This window comes from Nocardioides sp. NPDC092400, from assembly GCF_040684155.1.
In the GTDB taxonomy this organism is placed as follows: domain Bacteria; phylum Actinomycetota; class Actinomycetes; order Propionibacteriales; family Nocardioidaceae; genus Nocardioides.
This window is the reverse complement of sequence record NZ_JBFBFJ010000007.1, coordinates 24,981-48,988: the sequence shown is the minus strand read 5'-3', so window position 1 is coordinate 48,988 and position 24,008 is coordinate 24,981. Positions and strand designations below refer to the sequence as shown.

The window sequence follows — 24,008 nt, the reverse complement described above, 5'->3', positions numbered from 1 at the left end:
CCGCCATGGGTGCCCGGCCGGACGTGGAGGTGCGTCGCTCCAAGCGGCGGCGCCGCACCGTCTCGGCGTACCGTGACGGCGAGCGGATCGTCGTCCTCGTGCCCGCCACCCTCAGCCGCACCGAGGAGGCGGACTGGGTCGAGAAGATGGTCGCCCGGCTGGAGCGCTCCGAGCAGCGCCGCCGGCCCACCGACGAGGACCTGCTGGCCCGGGCGCGCCAGCTCAGCGACCGCTACCTCGGGGGGATCGCCGCTCCGGAGTCGGTCCGCTGGGTCGACAACCAGACCTCGCGCTGGGGGTCGTGCACGCCGCTGGACCGGACCATCCGGGTCTCGACGCGGCTGCAGGGGATGCCGTCGTGGGTGCTGGACTACGTGGTCGTCCACGAGCTGGCCCACCTGATCGAGCCGGGCCACGACGCCCGGTTCTGGGCCTGGGTCGACCGCTACCCCCAGTCCGAGCGGGCGAAGGGCTACCTGCTCGGCTGGTCGGCCGCCGCCCGGCTCGACCCACCGCCGGGCGAGGTCGTCGACTGACCCCGGCGGACGCGGGCGAGGCCCCGGGCGACCAGCTCGGCCAGCTCGGGGTTCGGCAGCGCGTCGACCGGCCACCAGGCCACGTCGACCGACTCCTCGCTCACGGCGTGCGCCGCGCCCGCGGGCGCGAGGGCCAGGAACCGCACGTCGAGGTGGTGGACCGGCCGGCCGTCCGGCAGCGGCCCGCCGCAGAACGGCACGGCGTGCTCGGAGAGGTGCACCGGCTGCGGGTCGACGACGAGCCCCGCGATGCCCGACTCCTCGGTGGCCTCGCGCAGCGCGGCGCCGGCCAACGTGGTGTCACCTGCTTCGCAGTGCCCGCCGAGCTGGAACCACTGACGTGCCTTCGCGTGGAGGGTCAGCAGCACCCGCTCGCCGGCCCCGTCGAGGACGAGCGTGCTGGCCGTGACGTGGTCGGGCCGGCACGAGCGCTCCAGCCCGTCGGGGCGGGCGCGCAGGTGCGCGACGTACCGCTCGCGCAGCGCCTCCTGCTCCGCCCCCGGTGCCGACCAGCCGTCGAGCAGCGCGAGCGCGTCGGCGTGCAGGCTCACTCCGCGGAGGACCCGGGATCGAGCAGCTTGCGGAGCTCGGCGTCGAAGTCCTCCTCGCTCAGCGACTCCGGGGCCGCGGCGTCCTCGCGGAAGCCCAGCGGGTCGTCGAGGTCGGCGGCCGAGGGCAGCAGGTCGGGGTGCATCCAAACCCCGTCGCGGCCCTCGATGCCCTGGCGGCTGCGCAGCGACCCCCACAGGGTGGAGGCGTCGCGCAGGCGGCGCGGCCGGAGCTCCAGCCCGACCAGGGTGGCGAAGGTCTGCTCGGCCGGACCGCCGGCGGCCCGGCGGCGGCGTACCGCCTCCTGCATCTTGGCCGCGGCCGGCATCCGCTCGGTGGTGGCCTGCCCGACGACCTCGTCGACCCAGCCCTCCACGAGCGCGAGCACGGTCTCGAGTCGCTGCAGCGCGGCCTCCTGGCGCGGGGACCGCGGCAGGTCGAACAGCCCGCCCTCGAGCAGCTGCTGCATCGACTCGGGGTTCGTCGGGTCCATCCCGCGCATCTGCTCCTCGATGCGCGACTGGATGGCCTCGGCGTTGATCTCGACGCCCTTGGCGTAGTCGGTGACCGCCGCGATGACGTGCTCGCGCAGCCACGGCACGTGGGCGAAGAGCCGCTGATGGGCGGCCTCGCGCAGCGCGAGGTAGAGCAGGACGTCGTCCTCGGTGACGTCGAGGCCCTCGGCGAACGCCGCCACGTTGGCCGGCAGCAGAGCAGCCTGTCCCGGTCGGGTGAGCGGCACCCCGACGTCGGAGCCGCTCAGCACCTCCCCGGCGAGGGCGCCGAGCCCGGAGCCGACCTGGCTGGCAAGCATCGCGCCCACGGCCTTGCCGAGGATGCCGAGGATCGGCCCCGCCTGGGCCTTGGCCTCGGGCGGAAGCGCGTCGGCGATGCCCTGGGTGGACTGGAGCGCGACGGGCTCGACGAGCACCTTCCAGACCTCGGCGGTGCCGACGACCCACTCGGCGCGGCTCCAGGCCGCGGTCGAGGTGACGCCGGAGGGGAAGGTGGTGGTCTCGTCGAGCCAGTGGTCGGCGAGCCGGAGTGTGTCGGCGACGGCGTCCTTCTGCCGCTGCGTCGGCGAGGGGTCGGGCTGCGCGACGGCCTTGCGGGCGGTGTCGAGCGCGAGGTCCCAGTTCAGCGGGCCGTCGTAGGGCTGCATCATCGCCTGGATCTGGCCGAACAGCTGGTTCAGGTCGGGCATCCCGCCCGGCAGGCCGCCGGGGAAGCCACCCGGCAGGCCACCCGGGAAGCCGCCGGCGCCACCGGAGAAGAACGCCTCGAAGGGCGTGCCCTGGAAGGGGTTCTGGCCGCGGTCCGGGCCGTCGTCCCGGCCGTCGTCGGGACCGTCCGACGGGTTGTTGGTCATGGGTCAACGGTACGCGGCGGGTCCAGGGCTAGGGTCGGCCCCATGACCCATCCGGCCGTCCGCCTCGTCGGCCTGCGCGAGACGCCCCTCGACGTCGAGGAGGTCCTCCGCTCCCTCGACGACGACGCCGCCGGGGGGCTGGTCCTCTTCGTCGGACGCGTGCGCGACCACGACGGCGGCAAGGGCGTGACCGGGCTGGACTACTCCGCCCACCCGACCGCGCTCGACCGGCTCACCGCCGTCTGCGAGCAGGTGGCCGCCGACCACGACGTGCACGGCGTCGCCGCGGTCCACCGGGTGGGGACGCTCGCCATCGGCGACGCCGCGGTCGTCGTCGCGACCGCCTCCTCCCACCGCGGCACCGCCTTCGAGGCCTCCCGCGCGCTCATCGACACCCTCAAGGCCGAGGTGCCGATCTGGAAGCACCAGCGCTTCGGCGACGGCACCGAGGAGTGGGTCGGCGCTCCCTGAGCCCCTCTCGGGCACGCCGTGGGCGTGGCTCCCCGACGCGGGGCGCCCGGCTGCCTACCGTGGGCGACGTGGAGATCCTGCTCTGGCTCGTGCCGCCCGCCGTCGTCGCGGCCGTGGCGATGGCGTGGGCGTCGTGGCTCGGCCGCGAGGGGCGCGGCGAGGTCGACCGGGAGGTCGCCGTGCGCCGGATGGGTGCGGCCATGGAGCGCGGCCACCGCGCGACGTACGCCGCCCCGCCGCGTGAGCCCGACCGCAGCACCGGCGTCGCCGTGCGGCCCTCGCGCCGCGCCTCCTGACCTCGCGACCGCCCACGCCGCCGCCTGCTCTGCGCCCACCGCTGCCGCCGGGCAGCGCGGCGGCGGTTGCAGGCGTTTGAGAAGGTGGCGGCATGACGCAGCGCACGATCGCCGCCCTCCTGGCGGTGCCGCTGGTGGTGGCGCTCCTCGTCGCCGCCGGTACCCAACCGCTGCCGTACGTCACCTACGAGCCCGGACTGACCGTCGACGTCCTCGGTGAGAGCGACGGCGGCGAGATCGTCGAGGTCGACGGGGAGCAGACCTACCGCGACGACGGGCAGCTGCGGATGACCACGGTCTTCGTCTCCCGGCCCAACGCCGACGTGTCGCTGCTCGAGGTCATGAAGGACTGGCTCAGCGACGAGGACGCGGTCTACCCCTACGACGCGGTCTACGAGGAGGGGACGACCGACGAGGAGAACGAGACCGAGGGCGCGGTCGACATGGTCACCTCCCAGGACGCCGCCACCGCCATCGCGCTGACCGAGCTGGGGTACGACGTGGAGCCGGCGGTCGAGGTCCTCTACGTCACCGAGGACACCCCCGCCGACGGCCGGCTGCAGGCGCGGGACGTGTTCCTCTCCGCGAACGGCACCCCGATCGAGGAGCCGCAGGACCTCGTGGACGTCGTGCAGGCGACCGAGCCCGGCGAGCCGGTGACCTTCCGCGTGCTGCGCAAGGGGGAGGAGCGCACCGTGCAGGTCGTGCCGGAGGAGGTCGACGGCTCCCCGCAGGTCGGCGTCCGGCTCGGAACCGGCTTCACCTTCCCCTTCGACGTCTCGGTCAACATCGACCCGAACATCGGCGGCCCCAGCGCCGGGCTGATGTTCAGCCTGGCGATCTACGACACCCTGACCGAGGGCTCGCTGACCGGCGGCGAGGTCGTCGCCGGCACCGGCACGATCGACCCCGAGGGGAACGTGGGACCCATCGGCGGCATCCAGCAGAAGGTGGTCGGCGCCCGTGACGCCGGCGCCCGGCTGTTCCTCGTGCCGCCCGACAACTGCGCGGACGCCCTCGGCGCCCCCAACGAGGACATGCGCCTCGTCCGCGCTGACACCATGCACGACGCCGTCGAGGCGATCCAGGACTGGGTCGAGGACCCGGATGCGAAGCTCCCGAGCTGCGAGGACGTGAAGTGACCGACCCCACCCCCGACGAGCCCACCGAGGGCCGGACCACCGCAGGCCTGCCCGCCGACGACCTGCCCGCGCCGGCGACCGACGCCGAGGGCGACGGGCTGCTCGACGACCTTGACACCGACCCGGCGCTCGCGGCGGCCGTCCTCGAGATCGAGCAGCACCTGGCCGGCGACGGCTGGGACCAGCCCTCGCGCCTCTACGCGCTGGTCGACACCGGGACGCTCGTGCGCCAGGAGCCCGCGCTCGCCGCGCAGATGGGCCTGGACGCGTCCTCCGAGCGAGGCTCGCTGACCGCCGTCGAGCAGGACCAGCTGCCGCCCGACGTACCGCTGGAGCAGGTGCTGGAGACGATCCTGTGGCCGCACGGCGTGGCCGGGTGCGCGGCGGTCGTCGAGCGGCTCGTGCTGCCGCCCGGCGTCGACGGCGAGGTGCCGGAGGACCCGGCCGAGGCCGAGGCCTTCGCCCGCGAGCACCCGGACCGCCAGGAGGTCCGCATCGTCGCGGGCGCCACCCGCGACGGGTCGACGTACTGCGCGCTGCGGATGAGGGCGCACGACGACGACCTCTCGGTCGTCGGCGGTGCCGACCTCGTGCCGGGGCTGGTCGCGCTGCTGCGCGCGACGCTGGAGGACGACGACGCGATGGCCGGGACCCCCGGCCCGAGCGACCAGGAGAACCCGATGGACCACACAGGAGACGACGCGTGAGCGAGCTGTTCGACGACGATCCGCGGGACACCCCGCCCCCCGGACGGGAGGTGCCGCGCCGGTCGCGGGCGCTGATCATCACCGCCGTCATCGTCGTGCTGGCCTTCTTCGGGCTCACGACGTTCGCGTCGTTCTACACCGACCGGCTCTGGTTCCGCGGCGCGGGCTTCGGGTCGGTCTTCACCACCCTGTTCTGGACGCGTGCCGGGCTCTTCCTCGTCTTCGGCGCCATCATGGCGATCGTCGTCGGGCTGAACATGTGGCTGGCCTACCGCCACCGGCCGGTCTTCCGCATGCCGTCGCCCGAGCAGAGCGGCCTGGACCGCTACCGCGAGGCGGTCACCCCCGTCCGCACCTGGCTGCTCGCCGGCATCGCGCTGGTCATGGGCGTCTTCGCGGGCACCTCCGGCTCGGGGGAGTGGCGCAACTACCTGCTGTGGCGCAACGGCACCTCGTTCGGTGACGAGGACGAGTACTTCGGCCGCGACATCGGCTTCTACGTCTTCGACCTGCCCTGGCTGCACTTCCTCGTCGACTTCACGATGGCGATGGTCGTCGTCGCGCTGCTCGCCGCGGCGGTCGTGCACTACCTGTACGGCGGCATCCGGCTGCAGGTCCCCCAGGACCGGCTCTCGGGCGCGGCGCAGGTCCAGCTCTCGGTGCTGCTGGGCGTCTTCGTGCTCGCCAAGGGCGTCGACTACTACCTCGACCGGTTCGACCTGGTCACCCAGAGCGGTGAGCTGTTCACCGGCATGAGCTACACCGACGACCACGCCGTGCTGCCGGCCAAGAACATCCTCATGGGCATCGCGGTCATCTGCGCGGTGCTGTTCTTCCTCAACGTGTGGCGCCGCACCTGGCTGCTGCCGTCGATGGGCCTCGCGCTGCTCGCGCTGTCGGCGGTCCTGCTCGGCCTGATCTGGCCCGGCATCGTCCAGCAGTTCCAGGTCAACCCCTCCCAGGCCGACAAGGAGGAGAGCTACCTCAAGGCCAACATCGACGCCACCCGCTCGGCGTACGACGTGGCCGACGTCGAGATGGAGGACTACACCGCCAGCGCCGACCTCTCCACGAGCCTGGCCGCGCTCGACGACCAGACCTCGTCGGTCCCGCTCGTCGACCCGCAGCTCGTGCGCGCCGCCTTCGAGCAGGAGCAGCAGGTCCGCGCGTACTACTCGGTCGCCGACGTCCTCGACGTCGACCGCTACCCGATCGACGAGGAGGAGCGCGCCCTCGTGCTCGCCGTGCGCGAGCTCGACCAGTCCGGCATCAACGAGGGCGACCGCAACTGGGGCAACCTGCACACGGTCTACACCCACGGCAACGGCATCATCGCGGCGTACGCGAACGCCCGCCCGCAGGACAACTCCGCGCAGGAGGAGGCCGAGGGCACCGAGGCCGAGGACGCCGGCATCGAGTGGGCCGAGGGCGACACCGAGCGGGAGCTCACCGCCGCGACCGGCGGGTTCGAGACGCGGGTCTACTACGGCGAGGAGAGCCCGGAGTACTCCATCGTCGGCAAGGCCGAGAGCGACGACCCCGACGTGGAGCTGAACCTGCCCACCGGCGAGGACGAGGCCGGCACCACCTCGACGACCTACGACGGCGACGGCGACGTCGCCATCGGCGGGTTCTTCAACCAGCTGATGTACGCGGTGAAGTACGGCGAGCCGAACTTCCTGCTCTCCGGCCGGGTCAACGAGAACAGCAAGATCCTCTACAACCGCGAGCCGCGCGAGCGCGTCCAGAAGGTCGCGCCGTGGCTGACGGTCGACGCCGACGCCTACCCGGCGATCATCGACGGGCGGATCCAGTGGATCCTCGACGGCTACACGACCACCGACCGCTACCCGCAGGCGCAGCGCGAGTCGCTGGACACGATGACCGACGACTCGCTGGACTCCCCGAGCGCGCTGCGGGCGATCCCGACCGACGAGATCAACTACATGCGCAACGCGGTGAAGGCGACCGTCGACGCCTACACCGGTGACGTCGTCCTCTACGCGTGGGACGAGGAGGACCCGATCCTCGAAGCGTGGAGCAACGCCTTCCCCGGGACCGTCGAGCCCCGCAGCGAGATCCCCGAGGAGCTCGAGGAGCACCTGCGCTACCCCGAGGACCTGTTCAAGGTCCAGCGCTACCAGTTCGCCCGCTACCACGTCACCGACCCGCGGGACTTCTACCAGGGCAACAACCGCTGGCAGGTCCCCGAGGACCCGTACTCCGGCGCTGCTGCCAAGCTCCAGCCGCCGTACCGGCTCTTCGTCCGCAACCCGGGCGACGCCGAGGAGACGTTCTCGCTCACCTCGACCTTCGTGCCGTTCGGAAAGAACAACCTCGCGTCGTTCGTGTCGGTGAACGCCGACGCCACCAGCGACGACTACGGCCGGATCCGGGTGCTCCAGCTGCCCAACGAGCAGACCGACGGCCCCGGCCTGGTCGCCAACGCCTTCACCTCCGACGAGGGCGTGCGGCAGGCGCTGCTCCCGCTGCAGTCCGGTGGCGCGAAGCCCGTGTACGGCAACCTGCTGACGCTGCCGGTCGACGACGGCCTGCTCTACGTCCAGCCGGTGTACACCACGCGCGAGCTCTCCGACGCCAGCTACCCGATCCTCCAGTACGTGCTGACCAAGTACGGCGAGGAGGTCGGCGTCGGCAACACGCTGACCGAGTCCCTGGGCAACCTGCTCGGCGCGGAGGCCGGCGGACCCTCGACCGGGGGCACCGGCGGCGGCGACGGTGGAAACGGCGACGGGAACGGCAACGGTGACGGCGCCCCGACCGGCAGCCGGCAGGAGCAGATCGCGCAGCTGCTGGCCACCGCGGAGGACGCCTTCGCGGCCGCCCAGGACGCGCTGGCCGACCAGGACCTCGCGACGTACCAGGAGCAGGTCGAGATCGCCGAGGACGCCGTGGCCCGGGCGCTTGCGCTCTCCGGGCAGTCCGGTGCCACCGCGGGCGGAGGCGGCGACGCGGGCGCGGGCGGGGGCGCCTCGGAGGCGCCCTCGGGGTCGGGCTCGGAGGCGCCGGAGCCCGCCGAGTAGACCCCGATTTGGTGGGTCTCCACCCCGTGTCGTAACGTTGGGTTCACCGACGCGGGGTGGAGCAGCTCGGTAGCTCGCTGGGCTCATAACCCAGAGGTCGCAGGTTCAAATCCTGCCCCCGCTACAAGGCGAACGGCCCGTGGCCTGCGGAGACGCAGACCACGGGCCGTTCGGCATTCCAGAGGCGCTCTGGGCCCCGGTGCCGGGGGCTGGACCGGGTCCACAGGCATTCCCGGATTCCCGGCCGGCCGTCCCGATGCGCCGTAGCATCCGAGGCACGCACGCTGCGCGCAGGTCTGCGGACCTGGCCCGCGGCGTCCCACCGGCGGCTGTCGCGGCCGAGACAGAAGGGTGCTCGGCACATGGGCTTCATGGACAAGGTCCGCGGACAGTTCATCGACATCGTCGAGTTCCTCGACGACACCCGGGACACGATCGTGTGGCGCTTCCCGCGCCAAGGCAACGAGATCAAGATGGGCGCCCAGCTCGTCGTCCGCGAGGGCCAGGTCGCGGTGTTCGTCGACGAGGGCCAGATCGCCGACGTCTTCACCCCCGGCACCTACGAGCTCACCACCGAGAACATCCCGATCCTCAGCACGCTCAAGGGCTGGAAGTACGGGTTCAGCTCGCCGTTCAAGGCCGAGGTCTACTTCGTCGGTACGCGCCAGTACACCGACCTCAAGTGGGGCACCCAGAACCCCTTCGCCGTCCGGGACGCGGAGTTCGGTCTCGTGCGGCTCCGCGCGTTCGGGACGTACGCGCTGCGCGTGACCGACCCCGCGACCCTGCTGCGGCAGCTCGTCGGCACGGACCCCGACTTCGTGACCGGGGAGGTCGCGGAGTTCCTGCGCCAGGTCATCGTCGAGGCGGTCACCACCGCGCTCGCCGGAGCCGGCATCCCGATGCTCGACCTCGCCGCCAACCAGGGCGAGATCTCCAAGAAGCTCGTCGGGACGCTGTCCGCGAGCCTCGCGGAGTACGGCATCGCGCTGCCGCGCTTCGTCATCGAGAACATCTCCGTCCCGCCGGAGGTCGAGGAGGCCCTCGACAAGCGGAGCCGGATGGGCATCGTCGGCGACCTCGGCGCCTACACGCAGTTCCAGGCCGCGACCGCCCTCGAGGCCGCTGCGAACAACCCCGGGGCCGCCGGCTCCGGGGCCGGCATGGTCATCGGGATGGGGCTCGGCCAGGCCGCCGCCGGTGCCGTCGCGGGTGCCGGGCAGGCGCCTGCGGCCGGTGCCGGTGCCGCGCCGCCGCCGCTGCCGGGCGCCCAGTGGTACGTCGCCATCGACGGACAGCAGGCCGGCCCCTTCGCGGTCGCCAGCCTGCCCGAGAAAGTCGCCTCGGGGCGGATGGGCGCGGACACGCTCGTGTGGCGCGACGGGATGGCCGCGTGGCAGCCCGCCGCGCAGGTCCCCGACCTCGCGTCGCTGTTCGCCGCGACCCCGCCGCCGCTACCGCCGCAGGCCTGAGATGACGAGCACGCCACCGCCGGTCCCGCAGGCCGGGCCCGGTGGCCCGCCGCCGCTGCCCCCGACGTCGCTCGCCGACGCCGGACCCGCACGCGGGCCGGCACCGGCGGACGTGCTGTTCGCGTCCTGCCGCTCCTGCGGCTCCCAGGTCACCCATGCGCCGGGGACGGCCAGCGTGACCTGCGGGGCCTGCGGGGCCTCCCGCGAGATCGAGGCCGGTGCGGACACCACCGTCGACGAGCACTCCTTCGACGCCTGGGTCGCCGCGAACGCGGACGTCCGGGTGAGCGCGCTCAGCGGGCAGGTGCTGCGCTGCGAGGGCTGCGGCGCGCAGGTCGAGACCGCCGACCTGGCCCAGAAGTGCCAGTTCTGCACCGGCCACCTCGTGGTGCTCTCCACGCCCGACGGCCTGGTCCCGCCCGAGGCGGTCGTGCCCTTCGCGGTGGGGCAGGAGGGCGCCCAGGCGGCGTTCAGGACGTGGGTCACCTCGCGCTGGTTCGCGCCGGGCTCGCTGAAGGAGGTCGGGACGGCCCACTCCCTCCAGGGCACCTACGTGCCGCACTGGACCTTCGACGCCCGGACCCGGAGCGACTACACCGGCCAGCGCGGCGACCACTACTACGTCACCCGCACCCGGACCGTCTCCGACGGCAACGGCGGCACGCGCACGGAGACCTACCAGGAGCGCCAGACGCGCTGGTCCCGGGCGTCGGGGCAGGTCGCGCGGGACTTCGACGACGTGCTCGTGCGGGCGACCGGCCGGCTGGACGCCGACCGTCTCGACGAGATGGGGCCGTGGCGGCTCGAGACCGCGGTGCCCTACCAGCCGCAGTACCTCGCGGGGTACTCCGCACTGCGCTACGACGTCGACCCGCACGACGGGGCGCAGGCGGCGCGCGCCGAGATGGCGGAGGTCATCGAGGACGACGTACGCCGCGACATCGGCGGGGACGAGCAGCGTGTCGGCCAGGTGGACACCGCCTACGCGCAGGTGATGTTCAAGCTGGTGCTGCTCCCGCTGTGGCTGGCGACCTACACCCACGGTGGCAAGCAGTGGCAGGTGATGGTCAACGCCGGCACCGGCGAGGTCACCGGCGCCCGGCCGTACTCCGCGGTCAAGATCGCGTGCGCGGTCCTCGCCGCGCTCGCCCTGGTCGCGGTCGTGGTGCTGCTGGTCCTGCAGGCGCGGGACGGCTCGGGGAGCGGCTCCGGGCTGGGCACGACCCTCTCCGGGGGCCTCGTCGGTCTCCTGCCGTCCGGCGGCGCGGTGACCGCCGCCGGGGGCTGACCCCTACCGGGTCACCTGCGCCCTCCGGCCGTCGCGGGAACGGGCGCGGTGACCTCGCCGGCGAGGGCGGCGGCGAGGAGGACGAACCCGGCGGCGACGCCGGTCGCCGGGGCGGCGTCGCCGACGTCGGCGAGGACCGCTGCCGCACCGGCGAGGGCGACGACCACCAGGGCGACGGCGAGGCGGGCGAACACCGGCGCGGCGAAGGCGCGGGCGAAGGGCCAGAAGTGCAGGCCCACCACGCCCACCACCCAGGGGAGCGTGAGGTCGGAGGAGTCGAGGAGGGCGAGCAGCCGCGCCCCGAGCACGATGGCGACGACCATGAGGGTCACGCACCAGCCGTAGGTCCGCACCGCGGACCGTGGGGGAGGAGCGACGTCGACCGTCGGGCGCCGCCCCGCGACGACCACCGCCACGAGCACGACGACCGCGGCCGTGCGCAGCGCCCACGCACCGGGCAGGGCGCCGGCGTTGACCAGGACGAAGACGAGACCACCCACCGCACCGAGGAGACTGCCTGCCGTCCGCCGCTTCACGCCGAGCACTCAACCAGACCGCTCGGCCCAGCGGGGCGTCAAGTCGGCGTCAGCAGGCGTCAAGCCCTCGTCAGGACGGCCGCGGCCGGGGTCGGCGGGGGAGAGGCTCGGGACGTGAACAGAACCGCCGAGGTCGATGCCCTGCTGCGCCACGTCGCCGACGCCTTCCGGGCGACCCTCCACGCCACCCTGGACGGCGACCGCGACGGTGCGCGCGAGGTGGCAGACGGCACCGGGGGGCGACGAGGGCTCGCCGACGCCGCCCACGCCATGCTCACCGCCCGCCGCTGGGTGCCGGCTCCGCAGCTGGAGCGCGAGCGCGCCTTCGTCGACGGCGTCGACCGCATCGGCGAGCTGGTCGAGGACCTCGCCGCCGCGGTGGCGGACGGCGCGCTGCACGCCCTCACCCCGACGGCGCAGCTCGAGCTGACCGTGCTCCTCGACGTCGGCGACCGCCGCCTGCGCCAGCTGATCGACGGCGCCGTCACCCCCGAGGCGCACGCGACGTACCGCGGGTGCGCCGCCGCGCTGATCGACATCGCCGGGCACTCCGCAGGCGACCCGACCGGCGACCCCGCCCTGCGCACCGCGAGCGCGTCGGTGACCGCGCGGTGCTCCCTGCTCGCCGCGGCGCTGCTCGTGGCCGGACGGCAGGCGGCGGCCGCGTAGCGGGGCAGCCGGTCGCTCGGGCGTTCAGCGGGGCTTCAGGTCCGGTGCCCGACAATGGCGGTCCCCGACCCTCCGGAGGCCGTCATGCGTGTGCTCGTCGTCGACGACGAGAGGCGGCTGGCCCGATCCCTGCGGGTGGGCCTGGAGGCGGAGGGGTTCGCGGTCGACGTGGCGCACGACGGCACCGACGGCCTGTGGCTGGCGCGGGAGAACACCTACGACGCGATCGTGCTGGACCTGATGCTGCCGGGCATCAACGGCTACCAGGTCTGCGCGACCCTGCGCGCCGAGGAGGACTGGACGCCGATCCTGATGCTGACGGCCAAGGACGGCGAGTGGGACCAGGTGGAGGGGCTCGACACCGGCGCCGACGACTACCTGACCAAGCCGTTCTCGTTCCCCGTGCTGGTGGCGCGGCTGCGCGCGGTGGCCAGGCGCGGCGCCCGGGAGCGGCCCACCGAGCTCCGGGTGGGGGACCTGCGGGTCGACCCGGCCGCCCGGCGCGTGTGGCGCGGCGAGGTGGAGGTCGCCCTGACGGCGCGGGAGTTCTCGCTGCTGGCCTTCCTGGCCCGGCACCCCGGCGACGTGGTCTCGAAGCGGCAGATCCTCGACGCGGTCTGGGACGTCGACTTCGACGGCGACCCGAACATCGTCGAGGTCTACGTCCGCCACCTGCGCAACAAGCTCGACCGCCCCTTCGACCGGCAGGCGATCCAGACCCTCCGCGGCGCTGGGTACCGACTGGCGAGCGACGGTGGCTGAGGTGGGCGGCGGCCGGGCGTCGGTGCGGCTGCGGACGACCGCGGCGGCGGTGCTGGTGGTCGCGGTCGCCCTCCTGGTCGGGGCGTTCGCGCTGGTGGCCCTGGTCCGCGGCTCGCTGCGCGACGGGCTGGAGAGCACCGCCGAGCAGCGCGCCTCCGAGCTGGCCGACCAGGTGGAGAGGTCCGGCCCGTCCGGGGTCGCTCCCGACGACGCCGGCGACGATCCCGATGACGAGCCGGACGACGAGCCCGACGACGAGCCCGATGACGAGCCCGGGGAGCTCGTCTGGCAGGTGGTCGCTGCCGACGGCACCGTGGTGGCTGCCTCCCAGCCCCTCGCCGGGACCGTCCCGGCCGAGGACGGCGAGGAGGTGCGGCTGCCGGGCGCCGACCACGCCTACCTCGTGGTCACCGAGGACGCCCAGGCGGGCGGAGCGTCGTACGACGTCGTCGTCGCCGCGTCCCTGGAGGAGGTCGACGACTCCACCGACGCGCTGGTCCCGCCGCTCGCGCTCGGGCTGCCGCTCGTCCTGCTGCTGGTCGGCGGCACGACGTGGGTGGTCGCCGGCCGGGCGCTCGCGCCGGTCGAGCGGATCCGTCGCGAGGTCGAGCAGATCACCGGTGACCGGCTGGACCGGCGGGTGCCGGAGCCGCGGTCGCGCGACGAGGTGCGGCGGCTGGCGCGCACCATGAACGACATGCTCGGGCGGCTCCAGGAGTCCCGCGAGCGGCAGCAGCGCTTCGTGGGCGACGCCTCCCACGAGCTGCGCTCCCCGCTGGCGAGCATCCGGCAGACCGCGGAGGTGGCGCGGGCCCACCCGGGCGCCCTCCCGGAGGGCGAGCTGGCCGAGGCCGTGCTCGAGGAGTCCGCGCGGATGCAGCGGCTGGTCGAGCAGATGCTGGTGCTGACCCGGGCCGACGAGGGCGCGCTCGCGCGCGGCGACCACGAGGTCGACCTCGACGACCTGGTGCTGGCCGAGGCCCGCCGGGTGCGGCGGGCGGGCCTGGACGTCGAGGCCTCGGGGGTCGCGCGGGTGCGCGGTGACGCTCCGGCGCTTGCGCAGGTGGTGCGCAACCTCGTCGACAACGCCGCCCGGCACGCGCGCTCGGCCGTGGCCGTCTCGCTCCGCGAGGACGGTCCCTGGGTCGAGCTGGCCGTCGAGGACGACGGCGCCGGGATCCCCGAGGAGGACCGCGAACGCGTCCTGGAGCGGTTCGTGCGCCTCGACGAGGCGCGTGCCCGCGACACCGGTGGCAGCGGTCTCGGGCTGGCGATCGTGCGGGAGATCGTCGAGGCCCACGGCGGCTCGGTCGTCGTGTCGTCCTCCGGGCTCGGCGGCGCGCGGGTGGTGGTCCGGCTCCCCGCCGATGGTGGTCCGGACGGCGGTCCGGGTGGCGCCGTACGGCGTGGCTGAACGCGCCTTCAGGTGCGTTCAGGTGGGCTTCAGCGACCGGGGCGCAGGGTGGGACCACACCCCGCAACCGAACCGGAAGGCACTCCTGTGAACACCGCCAAGCTCCGCACGAAGCGCGTCCTCGTCCCTGCCGTCGCCGTCGTCGCCGTCCTCGGCGTGGGCGGCACGGTCTGGACCGCCACCGCGAACGACGACGTCCGTGGCGGCGACCGTGACCGGGTCTCCGCCGCGGCCGTGGAGGCCGTCGGCGGCGGCGAGGCCGTCGACGTGGAGAAGAGCGGCGACCCCGGCGAGGCCTACGAGGTCGAGGTCCGCCTCGAGGACGGCTCCGAGGTCGACGTGACGCTCGACGACGCGCTGGAGGTCGTCAGCGAGGACCGGGACGACGCCGACGACGCCGACGACGCAGACGACGCCGACGACGTGGACGACGCGAACGAAACCGATGACAGGGACGACGTCGACGGGACCGACGGGTCCGACGCCGACGACCGCGCTCTCGGCACGGCGGAGCGCCGGGCGGCCGAGAAGGCGGCCGTGGCGGCCGTCGGCGGCGGCACGGTGCTGGACGTCGACGCCGGCGACGACCGCGGTGAGGCCTACGAGGTCGAGGTCCGCGACACCGACGGCACCGAGTGGGACGTCGAGCTCGACGCCGACCACCAGGTGCTGCGCAAGACCGCCGGCAGCTGACGCCGCGCAGCGAGAGGACCAAGGTCCCGGGGTCGGAGGACCTCGGGACCTGCCTCGTGCTCCTCGCCCGGGCCAGGCTGGTGGCACACCCGAGGACGAGGAGATCCGATGACCACCAACTACGCGCAGCTCGACTGGAGCCCGGTGACCTGGGCGCTGTTCCTGGGCGGCATGGCCACCGCCGCGGTGGTCTGCATGTCGCTCGCCGTCCTCATGGCCTTCCGCGCCAGCCAGGCGACCTCCGTCCGGCCCGCCGTCGCCGCGGTGCCGACCCCCGAGCACGCTCCGGCCGCCCCGGCAGCCCCGGCCGCCGTCGAGCACGCCACCGCCGCCTGAGACCGCTCCCGGGCGTCGACGTCCCATGTAACGCGCTGTTCGGTGCTCTACCCGCCTGGTGCAACGTGCCGACAGAGCAGCGAACAGCGCGTTACATGCGGCCAGGCCCGTTCGCGGACCACGGCAGAGGAGGTTTGCGGGTCGGCCCGGGCGAGCACAACGCGAGGACCATGGCAGACCGAACCACCCGCCCCAGCCGTCCCGGGGAGACCCCGCCGCTGCGCGGGTGGCGAGCGGTCGCGATGGGGGTGTTCTCGGTGCTCTGCGCCGTCGTCGGCGTCGTCGCGCTGGCGCTGCTGCCGGGGGCGTACGCGGAGAGCAGCGCGATCGCGGACGCCCCGGTCTGCGAGCCCACGCCGACCGCGCCGCAGCAGGACCCGACCTGCCTGGCCGAGGTGGGCGGCGCCGTCGACGACGTACGCCGGTCCTCGGGGCGCGGCGCGCGGAGCCCGGACTGGCACTTCGCGCCGGACGACCCCGCGTTCCCTGCCGCGTGGGTCGACTTCCGCGGCACGTCCGACGAGGACGACTGGTCGGCGGCGCAGCGCCACCTCTTCGCCGGCGAGCCGGTGACCGCGCGCTACTGGGGCGCCGAGCCGGTCGCGTTCGTGACTCAGGAGGGGCCGCTGCGCACCTCGAGCGGCCGCGACGGCGCCTGGACGGCCATGCTCTGGGTGGGCCTGGGCGGGCTCGCGCTGGGCGGGATGCAGCCGGCGACGGCGTACCTGCGGCGCCGCGCCACGCCCGGCGTCCCGCTCGGCACCCGGCTGCGCGCGACGCTCGTGGGGGCGACGCCGCTGTGGCTCCTCTTCGGCGTGGGCGCGGCGATCTTCCCCGAGCGCGTCTCCACGCAGGTGGTCGCGGCCGCCACGGTGCTCCTCGCCGGCCTCGCGCTCACCGGCGCGGGCGCGGTGTGGACGGCTCGACGGGAGTCCCGGGCGCCGCGCTGAGTGCGAGCGCCGGGGACGCGGTGCTCAGAGGGTCGAGGCGCGCGCCACGAGCTCGGGGGTGAAGGTGACCTGCTGGTGCACGTGGTCGGGGTCGGTGGACTCCTCCAGCACCAGGGCGGCGGCGGTGCGGCCGAGCTGGTGGCGCGGCTGGCGGACCGACGTCAGCGGCACCGCCGCGGCGGCGGCGAACTCGATGTCGTCGTAGCCCACGATCGCCAGGTCGCCGGGCACCGACCGTCCGCTGCCGATCGACTGCTGCAGCAGTCCGAGGGCCAGCAGGTCGTTGACGCAGAACGCCGCGGTGGGGCGCCGCTTCGAGGGCATCCCGACCAGCCGCTCGCCGGCCGAGCGGCCCTCCGCGACGGTCATCGCCTCGGTCGCGACCACCACGAGGTCCTCGGCGGGCAGGCCGGCGTCGGCCCAGGCGGCGCGCGCCCCGGCGTACCGGTCGCTGACCTGGCCGATGGAGGCGGGGCCGCCGACCACCGCGACCCGGCGGTGCCCGCGGTCGACGAGGTGCTCCACGGCGAGCCGGCCGCCCAGGACGTCGTCGACGGCGACGGTGCAGAAGTCCTCGAGCCGGCGCGTGCGGTCCACCACGACGATCGGCGTCCCGCGGCGCGCCACCTGCTCCAGGGCGGCGGCGTCGGCGTCGACGGGGGTGATCAGGATGCCCTGGACCCGCTGCTGCTCGAGGAGGGTCAGGTGCGCGGCCTCGCGGTCGGCCCGGTTCGCGCTGTTGCACAGGAACAGCGACAGCGCCGCGTCGTCGGCCGCGTCGTCGATGCCGGCGGCCACGTCGGTGAAGAACGGGTTGCCGGCGTCGAGCATCACGTAGGCCAGCGTCCGGCTGCCGCCGGCGCGGAGCTGGCGGGCCGACTCGTTGCGGACGAACCCCAGCTCCAGCATCACCCGCTCGACCCGCTCGCGGGTGGCCGGGCTGACCCGGTCGGGGCGATTGAGCACGTTCGAGACCGTGCCGAGGGAGACGCCGGCCGCGGCCGCGACGTCCTTGACCGACGCACTGCGCACGGGCATCGGAGTCCTCCTCGGCGGCCGGGAAAGTAAAGCGGAGTGAAACGGTACACACATTCCGCCCCGGGGGCCGCACGCCGTCTCGCCGGATCAGACACGGGGCGGAAACTTTCCGGAAACGCTTGACGTCTGTGACGACAGCCACGTACGTTCCCGGCATCGCTTTTTGAAACCTTTCACTGACAGGAGGCTCCGTGGTCGAGCAGTCGTCCCGCGTGGCCCTCGAGCTGCGCGACGTGGGCAAGTCCTTCGGCGCCGTGGTCGCGCTGCGCAGCGGCACGCTCGTCGTCGAGCGCGGCTCCATCCACGCCCTCGTCGGCGAGAACGGCGCCGGCAAGTCGACGCTGGTCAAGATCGTCGCCGGCGTGCACCGCCGCGACTCGGGCACCTTCCGGCTCCACGGCAAGGACGTCGACTTCGGCTCGACCGCGGAGTCCAAGGCCGCCGGCGTCGCGGTGATCTACCAGGAGCCGACGCTCTTCCCGGACCTCTCGGTCACCGAGAACATCTTCATGGGCCGCCAGCCGCGTGGCCGGCTCGGCCGCATCGACCGGGCGGCGATGCACCGCGAGGCCACCGAGCTGTTCGCGCGCCTCGGGGTCGACATCGACCCGCGCCGTCCGGCCCTCGGGCTCTCGATCGCCGACCAGCAGATCATCGAGATCGCCAAGGCCATCTCGCTCGACGCCAGCCTGCTGATCATGGACGAGCCCACCGCGGCGCTCAGCGGCGTCGAGGTCGAGCGGCTCTTCGCCGTCGCCCGCAGCCTGCGCGACGAGGGTCGGGCGCTGGTCTTCATCTCCCACCGCTTCGACGAGGTCTTCGACCTCTGCGACACCGTCACCGTGATGCGCGACGGCGAGTACGTCTCGACCGACGCGATCGCCACGACCACGCCCGACGAGATCGTCTCCCGCATGGTCGGCCGCGAGGTCGCCGAGCTGTTCCCCAAGACCGCAGCCACCATCGGCGAGCCGGTGCTCGAGGTCGAGGGCCTGCAGCGCGCCGGCGTCTTCCACGACGTCAGCCTCACCGTCCGGGCGGGGGAGATCGTCGGTCTCGCCGGCCTCGTCGGCGCCGGCCGCAGCGAGATCGCCCGCGCCGTCTTCGGCGTGGACGCGTACGACGCCGGCTCGGTGCGCCTGGCCGGCCGGGCGGTCAGGCCGCGCAACCCGCGGGCCGCCATCCGCGCCGGCATGGCGTTCGTGCCCGAGGACCGCCGCAAGCAGGGGCTGGTCACCGAGGGCTCGGTCGCCCGCAACGTCGCCGGGGTGATCCGGCGCGGGCTGACCCGCGCCGGGCTGCTCACCTCCGGTGCCGAGAACCGCGCCGCCGGCCCGTGGGCCGCCAAGCTCGAGGTCAAGACCAGCGCGCTGGACATGCACGCCACCACGATGAGCGGCGGCAACCAGCAGAAGGTCGTCATCGCCAAGTGGCTCGCCACCGACCCCAAGCTCCTGATCATCGACGAGCCCACCCGCGGCATCGACGTCGGCACCAAGGCCGAGGTGCACCGCCTGCTCTCCGAGCTGGCCGGCCAGGGCCTGGCGATCCTGATGATCTCCAGCGAGCTGCCCGAGGTGCTCGGCATGGCCGACCGCGTCCTCGTCGTCTGCGAGGGCCGGATCACCGCCGAGCTCGACCGCGGCGAGGCGACGCCCGAGAACGTCATGCGCGCGGCGACCGCCTCGCACGCCACGTCCGCCGCGACCGGCCCGGCCACCGGGTCCGCGACGCCCGACTCCCAGGAGGTGCCGGCATGAGCGCCGTCCTCACGCCCCCGAGCGCGTCCCCGAGCGACGTCAACCCCAGCTCGGTCCCGCGCGGTCGCCGCCTCCTCGGCACGGTCCTGCGCTCGCGCGAGATCGCGGTGGCCGTCGTGCTGCTCGCGCTGATCGCGTTCACGACCGTCAAGAGCACCGGCTTCGTCTTCAGCTCCGACGGCTGGCGCAACCTGCTGGTGACCCCGTCGCTGCTCCTGCTCCTGGCGGTCGGGCAGACCGTCGTCATCGTCACCCGCAACGTCGACCTGTCCGTCGGCTCGGTGCTCGGCCTCACGGCGTACTTCACCGGCAAGCTGTTCTCCGACAACCCCGGTCTGCCGATCCCGGTCGTGTTCCTCGCCGGGATCGCCTTCGGTGCGGTGCTCGGGCTGGTCAACGGCGTCCTGGTGGCCTTCGGCAAGGTGCCGGCGCTGGTCATCACGCTGGGCACGCTCTACATCTACCGCGGGGTCTTCCTCAGCTGGGCCGGCAGCGACCGGATCAACGCCTCCGACCTGCCCGCAGGGTTCCTCGACCTCGGCACGAAGACCGTGCTGACCATCCCGGTCCTCACGATCATCGCGCTCGTCGTGCTGGCGGCGGTCGGCTACTACCTGCACACCGCCCGTGGCGGCCGTGAGCTCTACGCCATCGGCTCCGACCCCGACGCCGCCAAGCTCTACGGCCTCACCGTCACCCGCCGCGTGGTCGCCGCCTTCGTCGTGAGCGGCGCGCTCGCCGGCCTCGCCGGCGTCGTGTACGCCGCCCGCTACGGCACGGTCAGCTCCGGGGCCGGCTCCGCCATCGAGCTCCAGGCCGTCGGTGCGGCCGTCATCGGCGGCGTCGCGATCTTCGGCGGCAGCGGCACGGTGTGGGGCGCGGCCATCGGCGCGTTCCTGCTGGTCACCATCAACCGGGCCCTGCCCATCGTCGGCATCTCCGACTTCTGGCAGCGTGCCGTCGTCGGCGCCCTGATCATCGCCGCCATCGTCCTGGACCGCGTCCTCTCCGCCCGACGCGAGCGCCGGCTGGTGGCCGCCCGAGACGAAGCGAGGAAGAGCGCATGAGCGTCGACACGCGCACCCCGGCCGAGGCGGCCACGCCCGCGCCCACCCGCAGCTACGCGGCGTACTCCAAGCCGCTGTGGCGCCGCGCCCTGATGACCCGCGAGTTCGCCGTCATCGCGCTGCTGCTCGTGGTCTTCTTCTACTCCAACGCGCAGGTGCCGAACTTCGACGGCCCGCTGACGCTGTACTACCTCTTCCTCGACATCACGCCGATCCTGCTGATCGCGCTGCCGATGACGATGATCATCATCACCGGCGAGATCGACCTGTCGGTCGCCAGCACCGTCGGGCTGACCAGCGTGCTCACCGGCGTCCTGCACCAGGACGCGGGCATGTCGCTGCCGGCCGCCGCGCTGCTCGCCGTCGTGGTGGGCGCGGTGTGCGGCGCCTTCAACGGCTTCCTGGTCGGGTACGTCGGGCTGCCCTCGCTCGCGGTCACCATCGGCACGCTCGCGCTCTACCGCGGCATCGCGGTCGGCCTGCTGGGCACGACGGCGATCACCGACTTCCCCGACAAGTGGACCGACCTGGCCACCGAGCGGATCCAGGAGGGGTCGAGCTACCCGCTCGTCCTGCTGCCGATCATCGTGCTGATCGCGGTGTTCGCGCTGCTGCTCCACTTCTCCCCGTTCGGCCGCGGCGTCTTCGAGATCGGGCTCAACGACGAGGCGGCGCACTTCACCGGCGTCGACGTCGCGCGCACCAAGCTCATCCTCTTCGTCCTCTCCGGGGCGGTCTCGGCGCTCGCCGGGATCTACTTCACCCTCCGCTACGGCAGCGCCCGCGGCGACAACGCCACCGGCATGGAGCTGCAGGTCATCGCGGCGGTGCTCCTCGGCGGGGTGTCCATCTTCGGCGGCCGCGGCGCGCTCCACGGCGTCGTCGCCGGCGTCGTCCTGATCGGTGTCCTCTCCAGTGCGATGCGCCTGGAGGGCCAGACGGTCAACGTCATCAACATCGTCATCGGCCTCCTCCTGGTGGCCTCGGTGATGTCCACCAGCCTCCTCTCCTGGGTCTCGGCACGCACTGGAGGGAAGGGGGGCCCACGGGCCCTCGTCAGGCGCCGGCAGTCGGCGACCGAACCACGAAAGGCACAAGCATGAAGCTCCTCAACCGACGGCTCTCCGCCCTTGCGGCGGTCGGCCTGGCTGCCAGCCTCTCCCTGACCGCGTGCGGCAGCGACGACGGCGACTCCGGCTCGGGCTCCGGCTCGGGCGGTGGTGGCGGCGACGTCGCCATCACGATGCTGCCGAAGAACCTCGGCAACCCCTACTTCGACACCTCCACCAAGGGTGCGGAGGCCGCGGCGAAGGAGGTCGGCGCCACCCTCGAGGAGGTCGGCCCCGACACCGCGACCCCCGACGCCCAGGTGCCGTTCATCAACACCGCGGCCCAGCAGGGCGTCGACGCGCTGATCGTCTCGGCGAACGACCCGACCGCGATCTGCGACGCGCTCGAGGAGGCCAGCGGCGCCGGCACCAAGATCGTCACGTTCGACTCCGACACCGACCCCGAGTGCCGCGACCTCTACATCAGCCAGGCCGACGCCGCGGGCATCGCCAAGGCGCAGGTCGACCTGATCGCCGAGCAGATCGGTGACCAGGGCGAGATCGCCGTCCTCTCGGCCGCGGCCAACGCGACCAACCAGAACGAGTGGATCAAGCTGATGGAGGAGGAGCTCGAGGCCAACCACCCCGACATCGAGCTCGTCGACACCGTCTACGGCGACGACGACGACCAGACGTCGTTCGACAAGACCGCCGCGCTCCTCGAGTCGCACCCCGACCTCAAGGGCATCGTCTCGCCGACCACCGTCGGCATCGCGGCCGCCGCGCGCTACCTGTCCACCTCGGACGCCAAGGGCAAGGTCAAGCTGACCGGCCTGGGCACCCCGAACCAGATGCGCCAGTACGTCGAGGACGGCACCGTCGACGCCTTCGCCCTGTGGAACCCCGAGGACCTCGGCTACCTCGCGGCCTTCGCCGCGGACGCGCTGGCCTCCGGTGACATCGAGGGCGCGGAGGGCGACACCTTCACCGCCGGCGAGCTGGGCGACTACGAGGTCGGCGCCGACGGCGTCGTGCTCCTCGGCGAGCCCTTCGTCTTCGACAAGTCCAACATCGCCGATTTCGACTTCTGATCCTCGAGGTCGACGGCACCACCGGCAGCACCCGTTCCACGAGCAGCACCTGAGGTCCGCCGGGGCGTGCGACCCACGCCCCGGCGGCCCCCGCAGCAAGCAACCGCCAGCCAGCCAGCAGTCGAGGAGAGTCGCCGTGCACCGCGTGTGCTTCCAGCTCCAGGTCAAGCCCGACCGGATCGAGGAGTACAAGGAGCGCCACCGGGCCGTGTGGCCCGACATGCTCCGGGCGCTCCACGAGACCGGCTGGCACAACTACTCGCTCTTCCTGCGCCCCGACGGCCTCCTGGTCGGCTACCTCGAGACGCCGTCGCTGGAGCAGGCCCAGGCCGGCATGGACGCCACCGAGGTCAACGCCCGGTGGCAGGCCGAGATGGGGGAGCTGTTCGAGGAGCTCGACGGCGTCCCGCCCGACCAGGGCTTCCTGCAGCTCGAGGAGGTCTTCCACCTCGAGGACCAGCTCGACCGGCTCGGGGAGCCCGAGGCCTGATCCCCGCTCCGCCCGCACCACCCCCGCAGCCCCCGTGGCCTGCCCGCCACCCGCGGGCCTTCGCGCCGTTCGGCATGAAACGTTTCAATCGGAGATGAGATGACTGACTTCGCCCAGATCGCCCCCCAGCTCGAGGGGCAGGCCATCGAGCTGCCCTCGTGGGCGTTCGGCAACTCCGGCACCCGGTTCAAGGTGTTCGGCTCGCCCGGCACGGCCCGCACCGTGGAGGAGAAGGTCGCCGACGCCGCGACCGTGCACCGCTTCACCGGCCTCGCGCCGTCGGTCGCCCTCCACATCCCGTGGGACCTCGTCGACGACTACGCCGCGCTGCGCCGGTACGCCGAGGACCACGGCGTGCGGCTCGGGACGATCAACTCCAACACCTTCCAGGACGACGACTACAAGCTCGGCGCCCTGACCCACACCGACGCCAAGATCCGCCAGAAGGCGATCGACCACCACTTCGAGTGCATCGACGTCATGGACGCCACCGGATCGCGCGACCTGAAGATCTGGCTCGCCGAGGGCAGCAACTACCCCGGCCAGGCCGACCTGCGCGGGCGCCAGGACCGGCTGCACGAGTCGCTCTCGGCGATCTACGACCGGCTCGGCGAGGACCAGCGGCTGGTGCTGGAGTACAAGTTCTTCGAGCCGGCCTTCTACCACACCGACGTCCCGGACTGGGGCACGTCGTACGTCCAGGTCGCGGCTCTCGGCGACCGCGCCGTGGTCTGCCTCGACACCGGCCACCACGCGCCGGGCACGAACATCGAGTTCATCGTCATGCAGCTGCTGCGCCTGGGGCGGCTCGGCTCCTTCGACTTCAACAGCCGCTTCTACGCCGACGACGACCTCATCGTCGGGTCGGCCGACCCCTTCCAGCTCTTCCGCATCCTGTTCGAGGTGATCCGCGGCGGCGGCTACGGCCCCGCGAACCCCGACGGGCACAGCGACGTCGCGTTCATGCTCGACCAGTGCCACAACATCGAGGCGAAGATCCCCGGCCAGATCCGCTCGGTGCTCAACGTGCAGGAGATGACGGCGCGCGCGCTGCTCGTGGACCGCGCGGCGCTCACCGTCGCCCAGGAGGCCGGTGACGTGCTCGGCGCGAACGAGATCTTCATGGACGCCTTCTCCACCGACGTCCGCGCCGACCTCGCCGCCTGGCGCGAGCAGCGCGGCCTCCCCGCCAACCCGATGCGCGCGTACGCCGAGTCGGGCCACCAGCAGCAGATCGAGGCGGACCGCATCGGCGGCACGCAGGCAGGATGGAACTGAG

24 protein-coding genes and 1 tRNA gene are annotated in these 24,008 nt (G+C 73.3%); 21 read left to right on the top strand and 4 right to left on the bottom strand.

Features of this window, described 5'->3' with window-relative positions; translation table 11 throughout:
• Positions 1-5 precede the first annotated feature (5 nt).
• Positions 6-536, top strand: a complete 531-nt coding sequence (locus AB0N29_RS17910) for a M48 family metallopeptidase (protein WP_302267580.1) — start codon at positions 6-8, stop codon at positions 534-536.
• On the opposite strand, the gene AB0N29_RS17905 is transcribed toward AB0N29_RS17910, so the two are convergent.
• Positions 473-1,087 (bottom strand): NUDIX hydrolase, encoded by a 615-nt coding sequence (locus AB0N29_RS17905; RefSeq protein ID WP_364868789.1) that lies wholly within the window; start codon positions 1,085-1,087, stop codon positions 473-475. The genes AB0N29_RS17910 and AB0N29_RS17905 overlap by 64 nt on opposite strands.
• Positions 1,084-2,454: a zinc-dependent metalloprotease gene (locus AB0N29_RS17900; RefSeq protein WP_364868787.1), complete on the bottom strand. Its 1,371-nt coding sequence runs from the start codon at positions 2,452-2,454 to the stop codon at positions 1,084-1,086. The genes AB0N29_RS17905 and AB0N29_RS17900 overlap by 4 nt, the downstream gene beginning before the upstream one ends.
• A gap of 42 nt (positions 2,455-2,496) precedes the next feature.
• Between AB0N29_RS17900 and AB0N29_RS17895 the strand changes: the two genes are divergently transcribed.
• The 8 genes from AB0N29_RS17895 (at position 2,497) to AB0N29_RS17860 (ending at position 10,874) form a co-directional block, all read left to right on the top strand.
• Complete coding sequence (locus AB0N29_RS17895; RefSeq protein WP_364868785.1) at positions 2,497-2,925, top strand: molybdenum cofactor biosynthesis protein MoaE; 429 nt, start codon at positions 2,497-2,499, stop codon at positions 2,923-2,925.
• A gap of 68 nt (positions 2,926-2,993) precedes the next feature.
• Positions 2,994-3,221: a hypothetical protein gene (locus AB0N29_RS17890; protein WP_364868783.1), complete on the top strand. Its 228-nt coding sequence runs from the start codon at positions 2,994-2,996 to the stop codon at positions 3,219-3,221.
• Positions 3,222-3,313: 92 nt separating this feature from the next.
• Entirely contained in the window at positions 3,314-4,363 is a 1,050-nt protein-coding gene (locus AB0N29_RS17885) for a PDZ domain-containing protein (protein ID WP_364868781.1), read from the top strand.
• The gene (locus AB0N29_RS17880; RefSeq protein ID WP_364868779.1) at positions 4,360-5,070 is read left to right on the top strand and encodes a PPA1309 family protein; all 711 of its coding nucleotides are present in this window, start codon (positions 4,360-4,362) and stop codon (positions 5,068-5,070) included. The genes AB0N29_RS17885 and AB0N29_RS17880 overlap by 4 nt, the downstream gene beginning before the upstream one ends.
• The gene (locus tag AB0N29_RS17875) at positions 5,067-8,114 is read left to right on the top strand and encodes a UPF0182 family protein (protein ID WP_364868777.1); all 3,048 of its coding nucleotides are present in this window, start codon (positions 5,067-5,069) and stop codon (positions 8,112-8,114) included. The genes AB0N29_RS17880 and AB0N29_RS17875 overlap by 4 nt, the downstream gene beginning before the upstream one ends.
• Before the next feature lie 50 nt (positions 8,115-8,164).
• Positions 8,165-8,238, top strand: a tRNA-Met gene (locus AB0N29_RS17870).
• A gap of 238 nt (positions 8,239-8,476) precedes the next feature.
• Complete coding sequence (locus AB0N29_RS17865) at positions 8,477-9,586, top strand: SPFH domain-containing protein (protein ID WP_364868775.1); 1,110 nt, start codon at positions 8,477-8,479, stop codon at positions 9,584-9,586.
• A 1-nt stretch (position 9,587) separates the two neighbouring features.
• A complete protein-coding gene (locus tag AB0N29_RS17860) occupies positions 9,588-10,874 on the top strand; it encodes a hypothetical protein (protein ID WP_364868773.1) in 1,287 nt (428 codons plus the stop codon).
• An 11-nt stretch (positions 10,875-10,885) separates the two neighbouring features.
• On the opposite strand, the gene AB0N29_RS17855 is transcribed toward AB0N29_RS17860, so the two are convergent.
• Positions 10,886-11,410, bottom strand: a complete 525-nt coding sequence (locus AB0N29_RS17855; protein WP_364868771.1) for a hypothetical protein — start codon at positions 11,408-11,410, stop codon at positions 10,886-10,888.
• A 114-nt stretch (positions 11,411-11,524) separates the two neighbouring features.
• Between AB0N29_RS17855 and AB0N29_RS17850 the strand changes: the two genes are divergently transcribed.
• From AB0N29_RS17850 to AB0N29_RS17825, 6 genes are all read left to right on the top strand, one after another.
• Positions 11,525-12,079, top strand: coding sequence for a hypothetical protein (locus AB0N29_RS17850; protein ID WP_364868769.1), 555 nt, complete (start codon positions 11,525-11,527; stop codon positions 12,077-12,079).
• An 84-nt stretch (positions 12,080-12,163) separates the two neighbouring features.
• Positions 12,164-12,841, top strand: coding sequence for a response regulator transcription factor (locus AB0N29_RS17845; RefSeq protein WP_302267544.1), 678 nt, complete (start codon positions 12,164-12,166; stop codon positions 12,839-12,841).
• Positions 12,834-14,255: an ATP-binding protein gene (locus AB0N29_RS17840; RefSeq protein WP_364868766.1), complete on the top strand. Its 1,422-nt coding sequence runs from the start codon at positions 12,834-12,836 to the stop codon at positions 14,253-14,255. The genes AB0N29_RS17845 and AB0N29_RS17840 overlap by 8 nt, the downstream gene beginning before the upstream one ends.
• Before the next feature lie 87 nt (positions 14,256-14,342).
• The gene (locus AB0N29_RS17835) at positions 14,343-14,948 is read left to right on the top strand and encodes a hypothetical protein (RefSeq protein ID WP_364868764.1); all 606 of its coding nucleotides are present in this window, start codon (positions 14,343-14,345) and stop codon (positions 14,946-14,948) included.
• A 108-nt stretch (positions 14,949-15,056) separates the two neighbouring features.
• A complete protein-coding gene (locus tag AB0N29_RS17830; RefSeq protein ID WP_364868762.1) occupies positions 15,057-15,284 on the top strand; it encodes a hypothetical protein in 228 nt (75 codons plus the stop codon).
• 170 nt (positions 15,285-15,454) lie between these two features.
• Positions 15,455-16,234 carry a hypothetical protein gene (locus tag AB0N29_RS17825; RefSeq protein WP_364868760.1) on the top strand — a complete coding sequence of 260 codons (780 nt, stop codon included), beginning with the start codon at positions 15,455-15,457 and terminating at the stop codon, positions 16,232-16,234.
• Positions 16,235-16,258: 24 nt separating this feature from the next.
• On the opposite strand, the gene AB0N29_RS17820 is transcribed toward AB0N29_RS17825, so the two are convergent.
• Positions 16,259-17,272: a LacI family DNA-binding transcriptional regulator gene (locus AB0N29_RS17820; protein WP_302267537.1), complete on the bottom strand. Its 1,014-nt coding sequence runs from the start codon at positions 17,270-17,272 to the stop codon at positions 16,259-16,261.
• A gap of 191 nt (positions 17,273-17,463) precedes the next feature.
• On the opposite strand from AB0N29_RS17820, the gene AB0N29_RS17815 reads away from it, so the two are divergent.
• From AB0N29_RS17815 to rhaI, 6 genes are all read left to right on the top strand, one after another.
• The gene (locus tag AB0N29_RS17815; protein ID WP_302267535.1) at positions 17,464-19,032 is read left to right on the top strand and encodes a sugar ABC transporter ATP-binding protein; all 1,569 of its coding nucleotides are present in this window, start codon (positions 17,464-17,466) and stop codon (positions 19,030-19,032) included.
• Entirely contained in the window at positions 19,029-20,099 is a 1,071-nt protein-coding gene (locus tag AB0N29_RS17810; protein WP_364868757.1) for an ABC transporter permease, read from the top strand. The genes AB0N29_RS17815 and AB0N29_RS17810 overlap by 4 nt, the downstream gene beginning before the upstream one ends.
• Positions 20,096-21,202, top strand: a complete 1,107-nt coding sequence (locus AB0N29_RS17805; RefSeq protein WP_364868755.1) for an ABC transporter permease — start codon at positions 20,096-20,098, stop codon at positions 21,200-21,202. The genes AB0N29_RS17810 and AB0N29_RS17805 overlap by 4 nt, the downstream gene beginning before the upstream one ends.
• Complete coding sequence (gene rhaS, locus AB0N29_RS17800; protein WP_302267532.1) at positions 21,199-22,239, top strand: rhamnose ABC transporter substrate-binding protein; 1,041 nt, start codon at positions 21,199-21,201, stop codon at positions 22,237-22,239. The genes AB0N29_RS17805 and rhaS overlap by 4 nt, the downstream gene beginning before the upstream one ends.
• A gap of 136 nt (positions 22,240-22,375) precedes the next feature.
• Positions 22,376-22,729 (top strand): L-rhamnose mutarotase, encoded by a 354-nt coding sequence (locus AB0N29_RS17795; RefSeq protein ID WP_302267530.1) that lies wholly within the window; start codon positions 22,376-22,378, stop codon positions 22,727-22,729.
• A 99-nt stretch (positions 22,730-22,828) separates the two neighbouring features.
• On the top strand, positions 22,829-24,007 hold the full coding sequence (rhaI, locus tag AB0N29_RS17790) for an L-rhamnose isomerase (RefSeq protein WP_364868752.1): 1,179 nt from the start codon (positions 22,829-22,831) through the stop codon (positions 24,005-24,007).
• Position 24,008: the final 1 nt, after the last annotated feature.